The sequence below is a fragment of the Methylobacterium aquaticum genome, from assembly GCF_016804325.1.
GTDB classification, from domain to species: Bacteria; Pseudomonadota; Alphaproteobacteria; order Rhizobiales; family Beijerinckiaceae; genus Methylobacterium; species Methylobacterium aquaticum_C.
The window spans coordinates 513,186-530,340 of record NZ_CP043627.1 but is presented as its reverse complement, the minus strand read 5'-3'; the positions used below and the strand labels follow the sequence as shown (position 1 = coordinate 530,340).

General features: G+C 65.8%; 16 protein-coding genes. 6 read left to right on the top strand and 10 right to left on the bottom strand.

The window, feature by feature from the left end:
* Nucleotides 1-6: 6 nt before the first annotated feature.
* From F1D61_RS02400 to F1D61_RS02385, 5 genes are all read right to left on the bottom strand, one after another.
* Nucleotides 7-1,011, bottom strand: coding sequence for a nickel/cobalt transporter (locus F1D61_RS02400; RefSeq protein ID WP_203156365.1), 1,005 nt, complete (start codon nucleotides 1,009-1,011; stop codon nucleotides 7-9).
* Nucleotides 1,005-1,649: a DUF1007 family protein gene (locus F1D61_RS02395; RefSeq protein ID WP_203156364.1), complete on the bottom strand. Its 645-nt coding sequence runs from the start codon at nucleotides 1,647-1,649 to the stop codon at nucleotides 1,005-1,007. Before F1D61_RS02395 ends, F1D61_RS02400 begins: the two co-directional genes overlap by 7 nt.
* Nucleotides 1,650-2,075: 426 nt before the next feature.
* On the bottom strand, nucleotides 2,076-2,759 hold the full coding sequence (locus tag F1D61_RS34950; protein WP_348649418.1) for a 2-oxo acid dehydrogenase subunit E2: 684 nt from the start codon (nucleotides 2,757-2,759) through the stop codon (nucleotides 2,076-2,078).
* Complete coding sequence (locus F1D61_RS34945) at nucleotides 2,693-3,367, bottom strand: biotin/lipoyl-containing protein (RefSeq protein WP_348649417.1); 675 nt, start codon at nucleotides 3,365-3,367, stop codon at nucleotides 2,693-2,695. The genes F1D61_RS34950 and F1D61_RS34945 overlap by 67 nt, the downstream gene beginning before the upstream one ends.
* 238 nt (nucleotides 3,368-3,605) lie before the next feature.
* Nucleotides 3,606-4,718: a DUF2336 domain-containing protein gene (locus F1D61_RS02385; protein ID WP_203156363.1), complete on the bottom strand. Its 1,113-nt coding sequence runs from the start codon at nucleotides 4,716-4,718 to the stop codon at nucleotides 3,606-3,608.
* Nucleotides 4,719-5,023: 305 nt separating this feature from the next.
* Between F1D61_RS02385 and F1D61_RS02380 the strand changes: the two genes are divergently transcribed.
* Together F1D61_RS02380 and F1D61_RS02375 are read left to right on the top strand one after the other, a co-directional pair.
* Nucleotides 5,024-5,230, top strand: coding sequence for a hypothetical protein (locus F1D61_RS02380; RefSeq protein WP_203156362.1), 207 nt, complete (start codon nucleotides 5,024-5,026; stop codon nucleotides 5,228-5,230).
* 16 nt (nucleotides 5,231-5,246) lie between these two features.
* Nucleotides 5,247-6,026, top strand: a complete 780-nt coding sequence (locus F1D61_RS02375) for a hypothetical protein (protein ID WP_203156361.1) — start codon at nucleotides 5,247-5,249, stop codon at nucleotides 6,024-6,026.
* A 128-nt stretch (nucleotides 6,027-6,154) separates the two neighbouring features.
* Here the strand turns inward: F1D61_RS02375 and F1D61_RS02370 are convergent, their stop codons facing one another.
* Nucleotides 6,155-6,757 (bottom strand): DUF1254 domain-containing protein, encoded by a 603-nt coding sequence (locus F1D61_RS02370; RefSeq protein ID WP_203156360.1) that lies wholly within the window; start codon nucleotides 6,755-6,757, stop codon nucleotides 6,155-6,157.
* A complete protein-coding gene (locus F1D61_RS02365) occupies nucleotides 6,754-7,464 on the bottom strand; it encodes a DUF1214 domain-containing protein (RefSeq protein ID WP_203156359.1) in 711 nt (236 codons plus the stop codon). The genes F1D61_RS02370 and F1D61_RS02365 overlap by 4 nt, the downstream gene beginning before the upstream one ends.
* Nucleotides 7,465-7,926: 462 nt before the next feature.
* Between F1D61_RS02365 and F1D61_RS34765 the strand changes: the two genes are divergently transcribed.
* Nucleotides 7,927-8,754, top strand: coding sequence for a CatB-related O-acetyltransferase (locus F1D61_RS34765; protein WP_281437034.1), 828 nt, complete (start codon nucleotides 7,927-7,929; stop codon nucleotides 8,752-8,754).
* A gap of 284 nt (nucleotides 8,755-9,038) precedes the next feature.
* Nucleotides 9,039-10,268, top strand: coding sequence for a beta-1,6-N-acetylglucosaminyltransferase (locus F1D61_RS02355; protein WP_203156358.1), 1,230 nt, complete (start codon nucleotides 9,039-9,041; stop codon nucleotides 10,266-10,268).
* 284 nt (nucleotides 10,269-10,552) lie between these two features.
* Here F1D61_RS02355 and F1D61_RS02350 read toward each other — a convergent pair whose 3' ends face one another.
* The 3 genes from F1D61_RS02350 to F1D61_RS02340 form a co-directional block, all read right to left on the bottom strand.
* Nucleotides 10,553-12,052, bottom strand: a complete 1,500-nt coding sequence (locus F1D61_RS02350) for a hypothetical protein (protein WP_203156357.1) — start codon at nucleotides 12,050-12,052, stop codon at nucleotides 10,553-10,555.
* 115 nt (nucleotides 12,053-12,167) lie between these two features.
* Nucleotides 12,168-12,905, bottom strand: coding sequence for a class I SAM-dependent methyltransferase (locus tag F1D61_RS02345; protein WP_203156356.1), 738 nt, complete (start codon nucleotides 12,903-12,905; stop codon nucleotides 12,168-12,170).
* Nucleotides 12,906-12,981: 76 nt separating this feature from the next.
* Nucleotides 12,982-15,204 carry a transglycosylase domain-containing protein gene (locus F1D61_RS02340; RefSeq protein WP_203156355.1) on the bottom strand — a complete coding sequence of 741 codons (2,223 nt, stop codon included), beginning with the start codon at nucleotides 15,202-15,204 and terminating at the stop codon, nucleotides 12,982-12,984.
* A 250-nt stretch (nucleotides 15,205-15,454) separates the two neighbouring features.
* On the opposite strand from F1D61_RS02340, the gene F1D61_RS02335 reads away from it, so the two are divergent.
* Together F1D61_RS02335 and gshB are read left to right on the top strand one after the other, a co-directional pair.
* Entirely contained in the window at nucleotides 15,455-15,997 is a 543-nt protein-coding gene (locus F1D61_RS02335) for a YcgN family cysteine cluster protein (RefSeq protein ID WP_203156354.1), read from the top strand.
* A gap of 186 nt (nucleotides 15,998-16,183) precedes the next feature.
* The gene (gene gshB, locus F1D61_RS02330) at nucleotides 16,184-17,140 is read left to right on the top strand and encodes a glutathione synthase (protein WP_203156353.1); all 957 of its coding nucleotides are present in this window, start codon (nucleotides 16,184-16,186) and stop codon (nucleotides 17,138-17,140) included.
* The last annotated feature ends 15 nt before the right edge of the window (nucleotides 17,141-17,155 follow it).

Sequence of the window (17,155 nt, the reverse complement as noted above, 5' to 3'; positions counted from 1 at the left end):
CTCGGCCTAGAAAGCGCTCGCGGCCCAGCCGGACAGCAGCCCGGCGCCCAGCACCAGCACGAAGGCGGCGGCCCATAATTCGAGGACGCCGACCGCGATCGCCCCGCCCTGGCCGCGGCCGCCCGCGAGCCTGAGCGCCAGCGCCTTGGCGAAGACCGCGAGTGCCGCCAGAACCCCGGTGGTGATCGCGGTGCCGAGCGCCATCGCCAGGGTGGCGGCCACCCCCGCCCACAGGATGCCCTGCGACAGGGCGAAGACCAGCACCAGCACCGCCCCGGCGCAAGGCCGCGTGCCGGCGGCGAAGACCACGCCGGCCTGCTCGCGCCAGGTGGTCAGGCGCTCCACCTTGGCCCCGTCGGCGAGGCCCGCATGGCCGCAATCGGGTCCGCAGGCCGGCCCCGCCTCGCGGTTGAGCAGTCGGGCGAGCTGCCCGGCCTTGCGCCAGGTCACCGCCGCCCCGAGGAGCGCCACGCAGGCGAAGCTCGCGGTCTCGATCATCGTTCCGGCCTGGTTGAGGCCGGACGCCGTCATCCGCAGCAGGACCGCGCCGCCGCCGACCAGGGCCAGGGCGACCAAGGCCTGGAGCAGGGCCGCGAGCAGGCTCAGGGCGAAGCCGCGCTTCAGGGCCCGCTCGCCGGCCATCAGGTAGCCGGCGATCACCGCCTTGCCGTGGCCGGGCCCGGCGGCGTGCAGCACGCCGTAGGCGAAGCCGAGCCCGACGAGGGTCAGGGTGCCGTCGCGCCCGGCCTTCACCGCCGACACCGCCGCCTGGAGCGCCCGGGAGAAGCCCGCCTGCATGGCGAGCAGCCAGGCCCCGAGGCTGGTGGCGCCGGTGGGCGCCGCCTCGCGAAAGCCGATGCCGAAGGGCGAGCGCGGCGGCGCCCGGAAGCCCGGTGCCAGGATTCCGAGGAGGGCCGCCAGGAGGGCGGCCGCCGCCAGCACCGCGAGGGCGGCGAGGCCCAGGCGCTGCAGGGTGCGGGACGGAGGGGTGAAGCTGAGCGCGGTCAGCATGCGACGACGATCCGGTTGGCGAATTGAACCCCGTAGGTCGAGGCGGCGGTCATCGCCTCGAAGAACGCCTCCGACATGCCGGTGGCGGCGGGCGCCGGCGCCGCATTCTTCGGCCGGTGGGCGGTGACCCGGCAGGTGGCCGGGGCACCCTTGAGCACCGCGACGTCGTCGCCCTCGGCGAGGCCGAAGGCGACGAAATAGGTCGGGTCGTAGACCTCGAGCGAGGCGGTGCCGGCCAGAGGCGCCTTGAGCGGCACGGTGAAGCGCAAGGTGAGCTGCCCATCCGCGAAGGTCATCGCCGGATCGGCGGCCGTGCCGAGATCCTGCTTGCGGCCGTTGATCTTCAGCAGCGTGAAGTAGCCCTGCTCGGCGAGGTTCTCGGCGTTGTCGCGCGCGAGCGCCGCGAGTGCCGCCGGGTTGATCGGCCCGGTCGGCGACTGGCCGAGGCCCTGGATCGCGAAGGCGGAATAGGTCGGATCGAAGGTCCAGGCGTGCCGCACCGCCCGCAACGCCCCGTCCGGCCCGTAATCGAGCTCGGCCCGGGTGGTGATCCAGACATGCGGATGGGCGAGCGCCGGCGTCGCCGCGGCGAGGGCCGCGGGCAGGAGGCCGGCGAGAAGACGGGAGGGGCGCAGCATGACGATGTCCTTCGGCGACGCTCGCCCCTCGTGGTGAAGCGATGGTGAAGCGCGTCGCGCCCCCGGTGGCGCACTGGTCCTGCCGCATTGCGGCGGGAGCGGGGCGGTGGAGCCGCGCTGACGCTTCCAAGGCTCGCACCCGAGCCTTCCCGCGTCTGCCCGGGAAACGAAGAGGCACGGGTTCTTTCCTCCCCACGGGCTATGGCTCATGCCGACGGACCGAGACTGCGACGCAAGCGGCCCGGGACGTTCGTCACCGAGCCCCGATGTTCGAGGCCTCGGGCTCGGCGAAGATGCGAGAACGGAAGCGGCGGTCGTCATCGACGACCGCCGGTATCGGTCCTGCCCGCGGGGCGTCGCCTCGGTCACGCCTTCAGGCGGGCATGCCCCGCCTCACGGGCCCGCATCCCGGCACGGCTCCCCGGATCACAGGGCGCCCCGGCGCAGGTCGGTGAGCACGGCGGCGAGATGGGAGAGGAAGCGGGCCGCCGCGGCGCCGTCCACCGCCCGGTGGTCCCAGGACAGGCTGAGCGGCAGGATCAGCCGCGGCTGGAAGGCGGCGCCGTCCCAGACCGGCTCGATGCGCGAGCGCGCGGCACCCAGGATCGCCACCTCGGGCGCATTGATGATCGGCGTGAAGCCGTCCCCGCCGATGCCGCCGAGCGAGGACACCGAGAAGCCGCCGCCCTGCATGGCCGAAGGCGGCAGGGTGCCGGAGCGGGCCTGCTCGGCGAGCTCCCCCATCTCCTGGGCGATCTCCACGAGGCCCTTGCGGTCGCAGTCGCGCACCACCGGCACCAGCAGGCCCCGCGGCGTGTCGACCGCGAAGCCGACATGGACGGTGTCCTTCAGGATCAGGCCGTCGCCGTCGAGGGCCGCGTTGAAGCGCGGATGGGCCCGGAGCGCGGCGGCGGCCGCCTTGATCAGGATCGCCACCATGGTGACCTTGTGGGCCCCCGGCCGGGCGGCGCCGTTCAGTTCGCGCCGCAGCGCCTCGGTCTCGGTGACGTCGGCATGGTCGAAATTGGTGACGTGCGGGATCGTCAGCCAGTTGCGGGTGAGCGCCTGGCCGGAGATCTGCTGGATGCGCGACAACGCCTCGCGCCGCACCGGGCCGAACTTGACGTGATCGACCTGCGGCCAGGGCGGCAGGCCGGCGCCGATCCCGGAGGCCGGGGCGGGCGCGGCCGCCGGGGTCGCCGCGGGGGCGGGGGCGGGGCGGGGGAGCGGGAGGGGGCCGCCATCTGGCCGCGGACGAAGGCCAGCACGTCCTCGCGCAGGATCCGCCCCTGCGGGCCGGTGCCCGGGATCCCGGCGAGGTCGACGCCGAGTTCGCGGGCATAAGCGCGCACGGAGGGCGTGGCGTGGGCGTCGGACGAGGAAGAAACGTCAGGCGCAGGTGCGGGCAGCGCCGCCGCCGGAGCGGCCTCGGGAGCGGGAGCCGCCCGGGGCGCCGCCGCCGGCACGGCGGCCTCGCCCGACGTGTCGACCGTCAGGATCGGCGTGCCTGTCGACACCCGCGTGCCCGGCGCCACCAGGATCTCGGCCACCACGCCCGCCACCGGCGAGGGAACCTCCATGGTGGCCTTGTCGGATTCGATGCTGATCAGCAGGTCGTCGACGGCGATCCGGTCGCCCGGCTTGACCAGGATCTCGACCACCGGGACATCCTTGAAGTCGCCGATATCGGGCAGGGCGACCGGCAGGCTGGCACTCACGAGGCTCTCCCGAGACCGTTTCTCGTTGTTCCGTCGCGCGTCCGGCTCGAAGGCGGCGCAGCGTTCGGACCGCCACCTCTAAGCAGACTTGCGCTGGCAAGCCAGCGCTTCGCCCGCGCAGGGTCCTGTTTCGTGGCAGAGACTCGGCGCCGAACCGGTAGCCCCTCCGGCGCCATCTGCCGATCCGATCTCACGATCGAGGGGCAACCGCCGCGCCTGCCCCTCGACGCGCCCCGTCTCAGCGCGCCTGGCGGGTCCGCTCCGGCAGGCTCGGGCGCGAGGCCGGCGCGGCGGCCGGGCGCAGGCGCGGCGAGGCCGGGCCGTGGGCCGGGCGGTGCTGGTCGGGGGCCGCGATGCGGGCGCTCGGCTCCCCGCCGAGGATCGAGGCGACGAGGTCGCGGGCGGTGGCGGCGTCCATGGCGCGGAACAGCTCGGTGAGGCCGAACACCGCCTCGACCGAGCGGGCGATCGAGGGATCGAGGCGCAGGAAGATGAACACCGCCTCCTCCTCGGCGAGGTCGGCGGCGCGGAGCGCCAGGGCCAGGAGGTCGCGCCGCTCCGGCTCGGTGGCGCGGAAGCTCACCCCCGGCATGCCGAGCGCCTCGCCCAGGGCCGCCTCGAACCGTTCCGGCTCGCCGCGGGCGGCGAAGGCGGTGAGCGCGGCGCCCGCGGCGCGCATGCCGGCGCGCCCCTGGGGCCGCAGCGCCGCGCGGGCGGCGACGGCGTCGCGGATCGCCGCGCGGCGCTCCGGGCTCGCCTGGAGGTAGAGCGGCGCGAGCTCGCCTGCCGGGAGGTCGTCGCGGGCGACCAGAGGGGCGGCCAGTTCCGGCCGCCGGCGCGCCCGCTCCACCAGCCGCTCCAGGGCGGCCCCGGCGAGCGGCGCCGTCTTGTTGCGGGCGAGGGCGAGGTCGACATCCGGCTCGTCGCGCTGGCTCAGATCGTCAACGAGGGCCCGGCCGAGGTCGTGGCGCAGCGCGATCACCGCGTCGAGTTCCGGTCCGTTGCCGGCGGCGTCGAGCAGGGTGGTCGACAGGACCGGGGCGAGTGCCAGCACCGCGTCGCGGGCGCCGCCGCCATGGACGGCGAGCAGCGTCAGCACGCTCTGCGGCGTGTCGGCCAGCGGCGCCAGCTTCTGGGCCACGATCTCGGCGGTGGCGGAATCCACCGTCGGGATCAGCCCGCAGGCGAGGGACTCGAAGGCCCGGATCGTCGCGACGTCCCGCACGGGGGCGGCCCGAAACAGGTCCGTCTGCACCCGCAGCAGGACCGGTTTCATGTCGAGACTCCGGTCTCGCGCGAGGTCGAGGAGGCCGGACAGGTCCGGCGGAGCGTCGGCGGCGGAGCGGGCCATGGGCGATCGGATACGCAGGACATGAAAGCGAACCCGAGAATGCGGGGGACTGCGTAAAGCGACGCTTAAGGCTGCGGGCAGCGGCCGGGCTCCGGCCTGGGGACAACGGGGATAGAATGCCTCCTGGGTCACCGATGGTTTACGCCGCCGGCCGCCCGGCGCCTCGGCGGGGCACCGCTGGAAACAGTCCATTAACCATGCGCGTGGTTTCGTCCGCGCATGAGGTCGCGATGGGCGGCGGTCCCGGGGGACATGCCGGAGGGACTTGCGCGGAGCGGGACATGGGCGGAGGCGGGAGAGCACACATGGTCGGCCTGAAGCGGCGTCCCTCGGCGGACGTCATCCCGTTCCCGGTCGCGCGCCCGCGCCCCCTCGCCGGCGCCTCGACCGACGTCCCGTCCGCGGCCCCGGTCCGCGGCACGATCCTGCTGTTCACGGGAGTGCGCTATGAGAGGCTGCCCGATCCCGCCGAGCCCGGCCGCCCCGCGCCCGAGCGGCGCTGCCGGCGTTGAGCCTCGGCGCCGTCCGATGCCGCACCGCGCTCGCCCGCTCGCCCGGGCCCTCCTCGTCGTGCCGCTGCTGGCGGCCTGCGCCCAGCAGGGCGATTTCGGCCGCCCGGCGCCCACCGCCTGGAACAGCCTGATCGATGCCGCCGGCACCGTCGCGGCGCATGAGCGCGGCGAGCCGGCCTCGCTGTTTCCCTTCACGGAGGACGAGCGCACGCTGCGCGACCGCGCCTGGCGCTTCCTGATGCCGGCGCGCGAGCGCAGCCTGTTCGACGCCGCCCTCGACAACCTCACCCGCGCCCGGGTGCTCCCGGCGAGCTGGCGGCTCTCCGACCCGGCGGCCTATTACGAGGCGATCACCGGGGTGCCCTTCCGCTCGGCGATCTCGCGCTACCGGCGCCTCTCCGACGACCTCGTGGCCGATGGGCGCCTGATCCCGGCCTTCGCCGAGACGGCGGCGCGGGTGGTGCGGGCCGACCTGACGCGGCTGCAGAGCCTGCCCTTCATCACCACCCTCGACGACCGCGACGTGCGCAGCGCCGCGATGCGGGTGGCCGAGAACCGCTGCCTCATCGCCTGGGTGCGCCTGGAGACCGGGGCGCGCTCCGCCTCGTACCGCTACGCCCTCGAGCACCTGCTGGTGGCCGCCCCCGAGGAGGAGGCGATCGCGACCGAGCGCTCCCTCGCCTTCCTGGACTCGCGCCGGCACCTGCTCGATCCGCTGCTGCCGCCGGATGCCGAGGCCCGCTGCGGCCTGGTGCCGCCGGAGCCCGGCCCGGCGGTGCTGGTGCGCAAGGGCTGAGGGGTCGTACGATTTCCGACCGATCGCGTCGCGATGCGGAAATCGGCTTCGCTCAAACGTGTGAAGCCTACGGCTTCACCGCGCGGACGAGTGATACGAAGTCCGGACGTGATCGTCCGGACTTCGTATCACTCGTCCGGCCCGTCGATGGTGCAGGAGACGGAGCGGGCGGCCTCGTTGGCCTGGGCCTGCTGGCTCGGCAGGGCGGCGAGCACGCGCACGCTGACGAAACCCTGCCGGCTCGGGGCGACGATGCGCATGTCGCGGTTGCGCTCGTCCTCGTCGGCGCTGGCCAGCGCCTCGTCGAACTGGCGCCGGGTCATGATCACGAGCTCGACCGTGCCGCGCACGGCCGCCTGGTCGGTGATGGCGTAGTAGGCGCCGTTGCGCCCGTGGAGCGCGATCGTCTCGAGCAGCGGGCCGGTCTCGGCGGTGATCCGTACCGGGCCGTCGTCGAGGTCGTAGGCGCAGACGCCGACCGCCACCGCCGGATCCTGTGGCGGCAGCCAGCCCTCGGCCGGCGGCGTCTGTGCCGAGGCCGAATCCGGCGGGCCCCCGACCGCGGCGGCGTGGACCAGCACCGAGGTGTCGTTGGCGAGCGTCGCCCGCGAGCGCGCCAGGGCGTCGCCGGCGGCGAGATAGGGGATCGCCAGCACCGTCGCGAGATGGACGAGTCCGGCCAGCACGAGGCCGCACAGGGTGGCGAGGATGAAGCGGCCGAGCGGCGTCACCGGCAATCCTCCCGGGTGATCGAAGGAACGCCCTCGCGCTCGAGCACCCCGGTGCTCGCCGCCACCGGCGTGTCGTAGAGGCGCAGGACCAGCCGGATCGAGCCGTCGCCGTCCGGCATCGGCAGCCAGTTGCCGGGTTGCACATCCGGGCTCACGACCACCGAGAAGCGCCCGTCGCGGTCGCGCAGCACCTCCGTCGAGGTGAAGCCGGTGCGCGGCGGCGGACCCGGCTGCGGCGTGGCGGCTTGCGCTTCGGCGGGCTTGGGATGGCGGCCGCGTTCCACCGTCAGGGTCCAGGCCCGGGCCGGCGGCGTGGCCCCGGCGACGCGGTAGCGGCAGGACGGATCGAGCCGCCGCCCGGCATCGTCGGTGAGCGCGGTCAGCAGCAGTCCCTCGCCGAGCGCCAGGGGAATCTCGCCGGTGCGGGCATGGATCGCCCGCACATAGGGGTCGGCCTCGCGCGAGCCGATCTTCGGCCAGGCCGTCCAGGCATTCAGGGTGACGCCCCCGAACGGATAGCGCCCCCGCGTCGCCCAGTTGGCGGAGGCGAGGCCCAAGGTCGCGCCGAGCACGAGGGCGTAGAGCACCAGCCCGACGGTGCCGACCCGGCGCAGGCGGAGAGCCTTCCGCAGGAGTGGCGGCGGCAGGCGAAGGCCGGGGGACGGGGCGCGCCCGGAGGCCGGACGGGCGGGTTTCTCGATCAGCATCGTGGCCCGTGTCTAGCTCAGGTCGGGCCGGGGCCGAACGGGTTTTTGCAGAAGCCCGGAGAATATCGTCGGAAGTGCCCGGAAGGCGTGAACCCGTCCGCAGCGTCGCTTCGGAACCCGTCGTCAACGCGAGCCGAGACGATCTCGAAGCAGGTTGCGGCTATGGCTGGACGGTATGCAGCGCATTTGATAGTCGTCAGATGACCATGGAACTCAGCTATATGCGTTGGGAAGCGGTGCCTTCTGTAGTAACCTCGAGGCGATCCAGGGCTGAGATTCAGCATAAAGGTGGACAAGATTGTATCTGTTTCATTCAGCAAAGGTAGAGCTTAAGTTATGGTTTGAGCATCAAGGGAATGTTTGGGCCGTGCGTCATTCTCGGCTTCGTGCCGTGCGGAGCGAAGCCATGGCTGGAGCAAAAATTTCGGATTCGATGCCATTTGGCGACACAAGTGTGCTCCCATGACAATACTGGAACGGATTTTACGATTCGGTTCTAAAAAAACTCAACCGCAGACGGGAAACGCCGCTGTTAAAAAGGAGAGCAATATGACAAATGTAACCATAACTGACGAAATGAAAGCAAAGTTGTACGAAAGGGGAGTTGAGTGCTTTCTCGGTTCTGGCATGACAAGTCTTCCAATAAACAGCGTTTTTGAGGCGCCTTGCAGTATTAAATGGATGCAAATCATCGGAAGATGCAGTATTGGCGCATTCAGTTACGCAGTGAGCGGTCATTATAATAATGTAACTATTGGGAGATACGTCTCAATAGGTGAAGAGGTGTCGGTTGGGCGCGGAAATCATCCAGTTCAATGGCTGAGTACATCACCATTTTTTTATATTGGTGATAAAATGTTTTCGACAGGAGGTGATTTTTCGGGATCTGATCAGTACAACCAGTTCAGGCCTGACACAACATCTTACAATGGGTTTTTTGCCGGCGCGGAAACGATAATCGAGAATGATGTTTGGATTGGTCACCGCGCTTACATCAGCCCTGGCGTGAAAATTGCGAACGGAGCAATTGTGGGTGCAGAGTCCGTTGTGACAAAAGACGTACCTGCCTACTCAATCGTGGTCGGGAATCCGGCACGAGTTGTGAAGACGCGGTTTGCGCCGGAGTTGGTAGAAAGGCTTCTTGCTTCGCGTTGGTGGACGCTGGCGCCATGGCAGCTGGCCGGGATCGATTTGTCGCGTCCAGAAGTGTCTATAGACGAAATCGAGCGTCGTGTATCAAATACGCCGATGTACGATCCAGGGAAAATACACCTTTCTGACTTAATATAATAAGATCAAAATTCAAGGCTGATTATGTTGATCTTCGATTTTAATGTTTGGATCTTTTATGTAAGACGTCTAGTTTGGGCGGCAAATAGTTATCTGCGTCTCCATAGCAGGACTGTGTGCTTATTTATGACTGTGTTCTAGTGCGTTTTTTCGAAACTGTACCATGGCTCAAGAGGGAAAGTATAATGAAACATTCGCAAAGCGGCTTGTGCTATGTAGTAGTTTGCTTTCAAAGCGCCGAGCATGTTGCGTTCTTGCTGAGTTCTGTGCTGCGAGATTGTGACATGGCTGTTATCCATTACGACGTGAAATCCCCCGAGAATCTGAAAAAATTTTCTACGCGGATCAGCGAGCACTATGAAAATATATTGACAATACCTTCAATCAATTGTTCTTGGGCAGGTTTTTCTCAGGTTCAAGTTTATCTCAATTCAATCCGTGCGGCTCTCAGTCATAATGTTGATTGGTCGCATGTCGTATTTCTTAGCGAGCAGCATCTGCCGCTTAAGCATCCAGATGAGATCGCATCTATTCTCAGTCAGACTAGATCCCTGGTGCCGGCTTATCAGACCTCTCAAATGACTGGCTATCCGCGGGCAGATATAGAAAGTAGATTTTCTGCTTGTTATAAGGAATTGCCAGGTGTGGGGGGCTTTGCCATTGATATAGTAGATCGCAGTGAGGAATTTTACGATGATATTTATCACGGCTCGAATTGGATTGTACTGTCGAGACAACACTGTGAAATCTTGCTAAATGAAGACAGCAAGGGTGCGTTTGATATTTTTAGAACATCTATTCATGCTGATGAGTGCGCGATACAATCAGTCTTGGAGTCGCATATATCTTCGCACGAAAATAAAGAGACCACTGTTGTCGCGCTCCCCCATTTGACTGATAATAGTAACTTGATCATGACGGATAATTTATATAATGAATCATCTCAATCTGATAGACTATTCATCAGGAAGCGCCAAGCTAAACTGAGTTATGAGGTAGAAAAATCAATAATAGACCGACATTTTAAGTGTGGTATTTATTTTGAATATTTGAGGTCGAAAGAATCATTGACAACGTCTGCTTCTCAGAGCAGCGCGACTTGTGTCGAGCGGATCTATGAGATTCTGAAACAGTTGGCCGGCTTTAACATCGCCGTGCATAATCATTGCCGAAACGAAAACTTATCTGGCACCTTAATCAATATTCTCATTACTGTACCCGACTTTGCCGAAAATCTAACAATTAGAATAGTAAGCGAAGATAAGGAAAATTTCAAAGCATGTCTTCTTGAGAGCTTTGATTTCAAGGGATATTTTGAAAGACCGTCCATCCAAAAAAATGCTTTGGTAGCGTTGGCGCGTGTCAGAACCTATGGTGTATTTGCCCAGCGTGACATCATTCCTTTAGATCTTGAGAGCAAAGGCTTTTTTTCTCTTAAGGATGATCATGACAGCGCGGATATGATTGAAATCGTGAGACGCTTGATAATTTTCGGCAAGCATTGGTCATCATAATCAATAATCATCGCCGATTATCTATGGATAAACTGAGTAGATCGGGAGACTGGAGTGCTGAATTCGATAGGCTTTTCGCCAATTACAATTGTATTATTTTATATCGCCCATTAATAATATTATACATATGTGTAATTAATTTATAGCAATATATACATTTGTGGCATTTGGTGGAGTCATATTTATGAATTTGCACGCAAAATATCTATATAAAATATTTGTTTTGCGGGTACCTAATAATTATTTAGGAGCAGAGATTGCGAGCGCTGATACAAACTTGCAAATCACCAGTCTATTAATTCAGTTCGTTTCCAGGTGTTGGTGTCAACGCACCGATATTCGAACTTGCTGTCCCAAGCGTGTTCTCCGGTCCTGCAGGGCGATTTGCTTGCGCTTGGCGCCGGCACGCGTTGATCTGGAAGCCCTCCTGATTTAATCGTTCCTCTCATATGCACGTTGCCTTTATCGTCAATTTTGAACACTGGGAGACCGTCGACGAGATATTGTAGTCCGTCAACGTTCCAGACGAGGAGTCTGGCTCCGTCGTTCGATAAATCGATCGTATTTTCGGCGCCAATTCTCAGAGCGATTTTATTTTTGTCGAGATATTTTGCGCGAGATGCATCGAACGCTGCGACGGATATTCCTGATTCGACACTGAAACCACGCTTGAACCAGCTTTGTTCGAGTTCGTGCATGCCATTTTGCAAAACAGAGCTGGTGCGAAATGCAGTCGCTGCCTCCATGAAACGGCCTTTGGCAGGGTAATGGCGTCCCACAACCATGTCGATACCAATCCGCCTGTCGCTATCATCGTGGTTTTCACCGAAGAGATCGAACTCTGCTGCGACGGAGGCTGCCGTTGCGCTGGATGGCTTGCCGCTCTTGTCGCGATGCTCGACAACGAGGCCCCAGCCGGGCGTTCCACCTTCCTCGCGATTGTATTGGGAGTAGGTAGTTACATTATTCCCGCCCGGCAAGCGTGATTTATCGTACATCTTATGGAGGTTGTTCCAAACAAACTGGCCCTTTGGGTTGCTGGTAATGTATGTTTCGGTGTTCAATGTTGGTATCACGCCAGTCCCGACCGTGGAATGTGTGATGTCTTGTCGTACTGTTAGCACAGCGCCGGTCTCTCGGTCTGTTTGCGACCGAGAAAGGTATTTTCCGTTGAATGGAAGCAATGTTTCAACAATGTCGGTGCCTACGCCGTAAACAGGGGTCTTTTTGTCGGGATATTTGTTGCCATTCATCCGCCATAGGACCGAGGTCGAAGGCCCACCGGAAACACCCATGGTAAGGTTGATGAGGCCGGCCGGAACGTCGATTACCCCATCGGGTGCCGCTGAACGGGCTGCCGAAAACGCCGCGGAATCGTCCGAGCGGCCGTCCAGCTTCGCTCCGAAGCATCGCACATTCAGAGGAGCGGCATCGACTCTGAGCCAGCGTCCTGCCGCGGTTGGCGCGATGTCAGCCGGGCGGATCGTCGTACAGCCATCCTCCGCCGCTCGCGAAGACGGTGCCCAGACGTACAATCCGCCGCCACCGTCGCCTACAGCCGTTCTGCCGCCAAGTCCGATGATCGCACCAGGACGTAAGCCGCGGGTCGATGCTGCTGGAAGATCCGCGAGCACCGCCGCTCGAAAGGGGGTACCAAGGGTGGTGTCGGTCTCGGATCGAGGCAATCCGATATCCAGAGTCTCTTGTCTCTGATCCAATGCGCGTGCTCTCGTTTCAAACCCCAGTACGAGTGCGCTGGCAAGGATGGCCGTTATGAACTTCATGAAGCCTCCTTCGCATCGTGCTGCAGGCTTGGGATCTGGCGCTGTGGCAGCGAGCCGTTGAAAGCATTCGGCTTCGGCCCCACGGCACCCCGATCTGGCCATCGACCGCATTGGCTCAAGGCCCGACGAACAGCGACGCCTCGAAGCCATTCAGGATCGTGTCGGCCCCGACGATCGTCCGGCCGTCGTAGAAGCGCGCGCACAGGGCGTCGTCCATGGTGATCCCCCGATACTCGTCGAGGATGGCGTAGTAGTTCCGCTCCAGGACCGTGGAGGACGGATCGAGGTTGGTGATGCAGATGCTGCCCGTCGGGCGCACGTCGACGGCGGTCACGCGCAGGTCGGGGCGATATTTTTCCAGGATCGGCAGCAGCTTCCAGACGTCGCCGGTCCACCACCCCGCCAGGTCCGTGTTCGCGCGCCCCTCCTGGTTGTGGGTGCGCTCGGTCATCTCGGCATTGGCGGGCAGGCAATCGTCCAGCATGATCAGGCCGTGGCGATGCGTCACCTTCTCGCTGTTGATGAAGTCGCGCAGCAGGTATTCGAACTGATGCAGGCCGTCGAGAAAGATCACGTCGATCGGCGCGTTGATGATCCTGCTCGGTTCGTAATCGCGAAAGAAGTCGTCGCTCGTCATCTGGTAGAGATGAAGGTTCGTCTTCTTTCCGATCACGTTGCCGGTGATCTGGAAGAACGGATCGACGCCGATGCTCGGGCAGTCGATCCGCGACAGGGTGGTGCCGTCCCGGACGCCGACCTCCAGGTAGCCCCGCGCATTCTTGGCGCGCGCCATCCTGGCGACGAAGTCGAAATACGGGGGACCGGAATGCCAGTGGGTGAAAGCCGTCGTCATCCGTTCCGAGTCCGTCGCGTGTGGTCTGTCTGATGCAGGTCGGCTCGGCATAGGCCCCCGTTGCGGGCCCGCCGCTCTAGTTCGACGAGCTGCCGGGCGAGCCGGGCCGGTCGATCACGTTGAACGCCGCCCGCCCCGGCGGGGGCGCCTCGACCGAGCGGAACAGGTTCCCCAAGCCCCCCAGTACCTCGAAGGAGCGGCGCGACAGGGCGCCGGCCGGCGCGCCGGGAGGCGGCGCGGTCGGGGCGGCGGCTTGCGCATTGCGCGCGCCGGCCTTGTCGGATTCGAAGCCGGGCAGGGGCTTGATCTCGATGCCCTGGTGGGCCGGGGCCATGACCTCGTGGAAGGTGATCGCCGGCAGCGAGCCGCCGGTCAGGTTCTTGGTCGAGGAATGGTCGTCGTTGCCGTACCAGACCGCGGTCACGAGGTTGCCGGTATAGCCGACGAACCAGGCGTCGCGGTAGGCGTTGGTGGTGCCGGACTTGCCGGCGGTGCGTACGCCCTCGATCGCCGCCTTGCGGCCGGTGCCCTCGTCCACGACCTTGTTGAGCATGTAGTTCATGTCGGCGACCACCCGGGTCGACAGGACCTGCTCGGGCGGCGCCTCGCTGGTGTCGTGGCGGTAGATCACCTCGCCGGCGCCGGTGCGGATCTCGGTCGCCGCGTAGGGCTTGGCCCGCTTGCCGCCATTGGCGAAGACCGAGTAGCCGGCGGCCTGGTCGATCACCGTCACCTCGGCCGAGCCGATCGGCAGCGAGACCGAATCGACCAGGTTCGAGGTGATGCCCATCCTGTGGGACAACTCGATGATCTTGGCCCGGCCGAGCTTGGCGGCGCGGGCATCGTGGGTCTCGCCGAGCTGCTTGCCCATGGCGATCGAGAACTGCACCGGGATGGTGTTGATCGATTTGGCCACCGCGAGCCACAGCGGCACGGTGCCGGAGAAGGAGCGGCCGTAATTGGCCGGGCACCAGTTGCCGATGCAGACCGGCCGGTCGACCACCTTGCTGTCGGGCCGCCACTGCCCGGTGGCGAGCGCCGCGGCGTAGACGTAGGGCTTGTACGACGAACCGGGCTGGCGGAGCGCATCGGTGGCGCGGTTGAACTGGCTCTGGCCGTAATCGGCGCCGCCGACCATCGCCCGCACGGCGCCATCCGGGTCCATGGTGACCAGGGCCGCCTGCTCGACGTCGAAGGCGTCGCCGAACTGGCGCAGGACGTTCTCCACCGCCTGGTCGGCCCGCTTCTGGATCGCGAGGTCGAGCGGGGTCTTCACCACCAGCACCCGCTCCTTCTTCAGCTTGCCCTCGTCGACGAGCTTCTTGATCTCGTTGAAGGCCCAGTCGAGGTAGTAATCGGCGCTGATGTCGCGCGAGCGGGTCACCGGGGTCGCCGGGTTGCGCAGGGCCGACTGGATCTGGCCCTCCGTCAGGTAGCCGGCCTCGACCATGTTGTGCAGCACGTCCGCCGCGCGGGCGCGGGCCGCCGGCAGGTTGACGTGGGGGGCGTATTTGGTCGGCGCCTTGAACAGGCCGGCCAGCATGGCGGCCTCCTGCAGGGTGATGTCCTTCAGGTTCTTGCCGAAGTAGTAATCCGCCGCGGCGGCCGCCCCGAAGGTGCCGCCGCCCATATAGGCCCGGTCGAGGTAGAGCTTCAGGATCTCGTTCTTGGTCAGGTGGCATTCGAGCCAGAGCGCCAGGAACGCCTCGTTGATCTTGCGCTCGAGCGAGCGCTCGTTCGACAGGAAGAGGTTCTTGGCGAGCTGCTGGCTCAGCGAGGACCCACCCTGGACGTGGCCGCCGCGGGCATTCACCGTGACGGCGCGCAGCGTCCCGATCGGGTCGATGCCCCAATGCTCGTAGAAGCGCCGGTCCTCGGTCGAGATCAGCGCCTTGACGAGGAAGTCGGGGAATTCGTCGATGCGCAGCGAATCGTCGTGCTTGATGCCGCGCCGCCCGACCTCGGTGCCGTAGCGGTCGAGGAAGGTGACGGCGAGGTCAGGGGCCTTGAGCCAGTTCTCGCTGGTCGTGTTAAAGGCCGACTGGGCCAAGGTCAGCATCACCACGCCGCCGGCGAGCCCGAGGGTCACCCCCTCGCTCGCGAGGTCGAGGACGACGCGCTTGGCGCCCGTGACCCGGAAGCGGCGCTGGATCTTCTCGGCGTAGCGGCCATAGGCCTCGCCGAACGAGCGGCCGCCGTTGTAGAGGCCGTCATTCAGCCAGGCGTCGAAGCCGAGCAGCCCGTGGGACAGGCGGGTCCGGAGCTGGGTCAGCCGGTTGGTGGGCCGGGTCTCGGGCACGTCGGACGGTCCTCGGGTGGGCAACGCGGAGGTTTAGCAAGTCTCGCATCCTAGCGCGAGACCGGACCCCGGTCGCAGGCATCCAAGGCCTATATGGGGCGCTGGCGCGCCGACACGACGTCGCAGGATTGCGCAGGCGCGACAGGCTCCGCTTGCTCTCGAGGCCCGGGCGCGGCACAGGAGGGCATCCTCCATCCCCGATTATCCCCTCCGCGCCGTCGATCCGGCGCCTCGAAGGCCTTGAGCAGCCGTGGCCAAAGCCCGCCTCACCCCCCCGCGCCCGCCCGCCTCCCTCAAGGCGGCGACCCCGTTCTGGCGCGAGAAGACCCTGGAGGCCCTGAGCCCCGAGGAGTGGGAGAGCCTGTGCGACGGCTGCGGCCGCTGCTGCCTCCTCAAGCTCGAGGACGAGGATTCGGGCGAGATCCACTACACCGATATCGGCTGCACGCTGCTCGATGCCGGCACCTGCCGCTGCCGCGACTACCCGCGGCGCCAGCGCAAGGTGCCCGATTGCGTCCGGCTGACGCCCGAGGCGGTGCGCGCCCTGCCCTGGCTGCCGCCGACCTGCGGCTACCGCCTGGTGCGGGACGGGCGCGACCTGCCCTGGTGGCATCCGCTGGTCTCCGGCACCCGCCGCACCGTGCACGAGGCCGGCATCTCCGTCCGCGGCAAGGTCAGCGGCACCGAGGAGGAGTTCGAGACCGACGAACTGCCGGACCGCATCGTCGACTGGCCGGGCCAGGACCCGGACAGCAAGGATCCCGAGAGCAAGGATCCCCAGGGCGGCGCCTGACCGGAGCCGGAGGCTTTCGCGCCTGTTCTGGCACGAGGCTTGCGAGAACGTCCGGGACGCTCATGGGCGTTTCCTCCCCGACTTGAGGCCCCGCCGCGATCCTCGCGCGGGGCCTCCCTTCCGCCACGGCCGTTGCCATCGGGCGCGGGCCGCCCGATAACCCGGGCGACCGGAGAGATTCCCGACATGGCCCTTACCGTCGCGGTCCAGATGGACCCGATCCAGGCGATCCGCATCGCCGGCGACACCACCTTCGCCCTGCTGCTGGAGGCGCAGAGCCGCGGCCACACGCTGCTGCACTACACGCCCGACCGGCTCTCGATGCGCGACGGGCGCGTCACCGCCCGGGTCGAGCCCCTGCGGGTGCAGGACGTCGAGGGCGATCACGCCCATCTCGGCGCCCAGGAGCGGATCGACCTGGCGGAGGTCGACGTGGTGCTGATGCGCCAGGACCCGCCCTTCGACCTCGCCTACATCACGGCGACCCACATGCTCGAGCGCATCCACCCGCGGACGCTGGTGGTGAACAACCCGTTCGAGGTGCGCAACGCCCCCGAGAAGCTGTTCGTCACCGCCTATCCGGAGCTGATGCCCCCGACTCTGATCACCCGCGACAAGCAGGAGATCGAGGAGTTCCGGGCCGAGCACGGCGCCGTGGTGATGAAGCCGCTGCACGGGCATGGCGGCGCGGCCGTGCTGCGGGTGCTGCCCGAGGACCCGAATTTCGGCTCGATGTTCGACCTGTTCTCGGTCACCTTCCGCGAGCCCTGGGTGGTGCAGCGCTTCCTGCCGCGGATCACCGAGGGCGACAAGCGCATCATCCTGGTCGACGGCGAGCCGCTGGGCGCCGTCAACCGGGTGCCGGCGGCCAACGACATCCGCTCCAACATGGTGCGGGGCGGCACGGGTGGGGCCACGGCGCTGACCCCGCGCGAGCAGGAGATCTGCGCGGCGATCGGCCCCGAGCTGCGCCGCCGCGGCCTGATCCTGGTCGGCATCGACGTGATCGACGGCAACCTGACCGAGATCAACGTCACCTCGCCGACCGGCATCCGGGCGATCAAGCGCCTCGGCGGCCCCGACCTCGCGGTTCCGGTCTGGGACGCGATCGAGGCCAAGGTGACGAAGCCGCAGAGCGCCTGACACGGGCCCCGGGGG

What these genes read in the sequence shown, in the direction of transcription:
- F1D61_RS02400 (WP_203156365.1), bottom strand. Translation starts at nt 1,011, where the DNA reads ATGCTGACCGCGCTCAGCTTCACCCCTCCGTCCCGCACCCTGCAGCGC.
- F1D61_RS02395 (WP_203156364.1), bottom strand. Translation starts at nt 1,649, where the DNA reads ATGCTGCGCCCCTCCCGTCTTCTCGCCGGCCTCCTGCCCGCGGCCCTC.
- F1D61_RS02385 (WP_203156363.1), bottom strand. Translation starts at nt 4,718, where the DNA reads ATGGCCCGCTCCGCCGCCGACGCTCCGCCGGACCTGTCCGGCCTCCTC.
- F1D61_RS02380 (WP_203156362.1), top strand. Translation starts at nt 5,024, where the DNA reads ATGGTCGGCCTGAAGCGGCGTCCCTCGGCGGACGTCATCCCGTTCCCG.
- F1D61_RS02375 (WP_203156361.1), top strand. Translation starts at nt 5,247, where the DNA reads ATGCCGCACCGCGCTCGCCCGCTCGCCCGGGCCCTCCTCGTCGTGCCG.
- F1D61_RS02365 (WP_203156359.1), bottom strand. Translation starts at nt 7,464, where the DNA reads ATGCTGATCGAGAAACCCGCCCGTCCGGCCTCCGGGCGCGCCCCGTCC.
- F1D61_RS34765 (WP_281437034.1), top strand. Translation starts at nt 7,927, where the DNA reads ATGACAATACTGGAACGGATTTTACGATTCGGTTCTAAAAAAACTCAA.
- F1D61_RS02355 (WP_203156358.1), top strand. Translation starts at nt 9,039, where the DNA reads ATGGCTGTTATCCATTACGACGTGAAATCCCCCGAGAATCTGAAAAAA.
- F1D61_RS02350 (WP_203156357.1), bottom strand. Translation starts at nt 12,052, where the DNA reads ATGAAGTTCATAACGGCCATCCTTGCCAGCGCACTCGTACTGGGGTTT.
- F1D61_RS02345 (WP_203156356.1), bottom strand. Translation starts at nt 12,905, where the DNA reads ATGACGACGGCTTTCACCCACTGGCATTCCGGTCCCCCGTATTTCGAC.
- gshB (WP_203156353.1), top strand. Translation starts at nt 16,184, where the DNA reads ATGGCCCTTACCGTCGCGGTCCAGATGGACCCGATCCAGGCGATCCGC.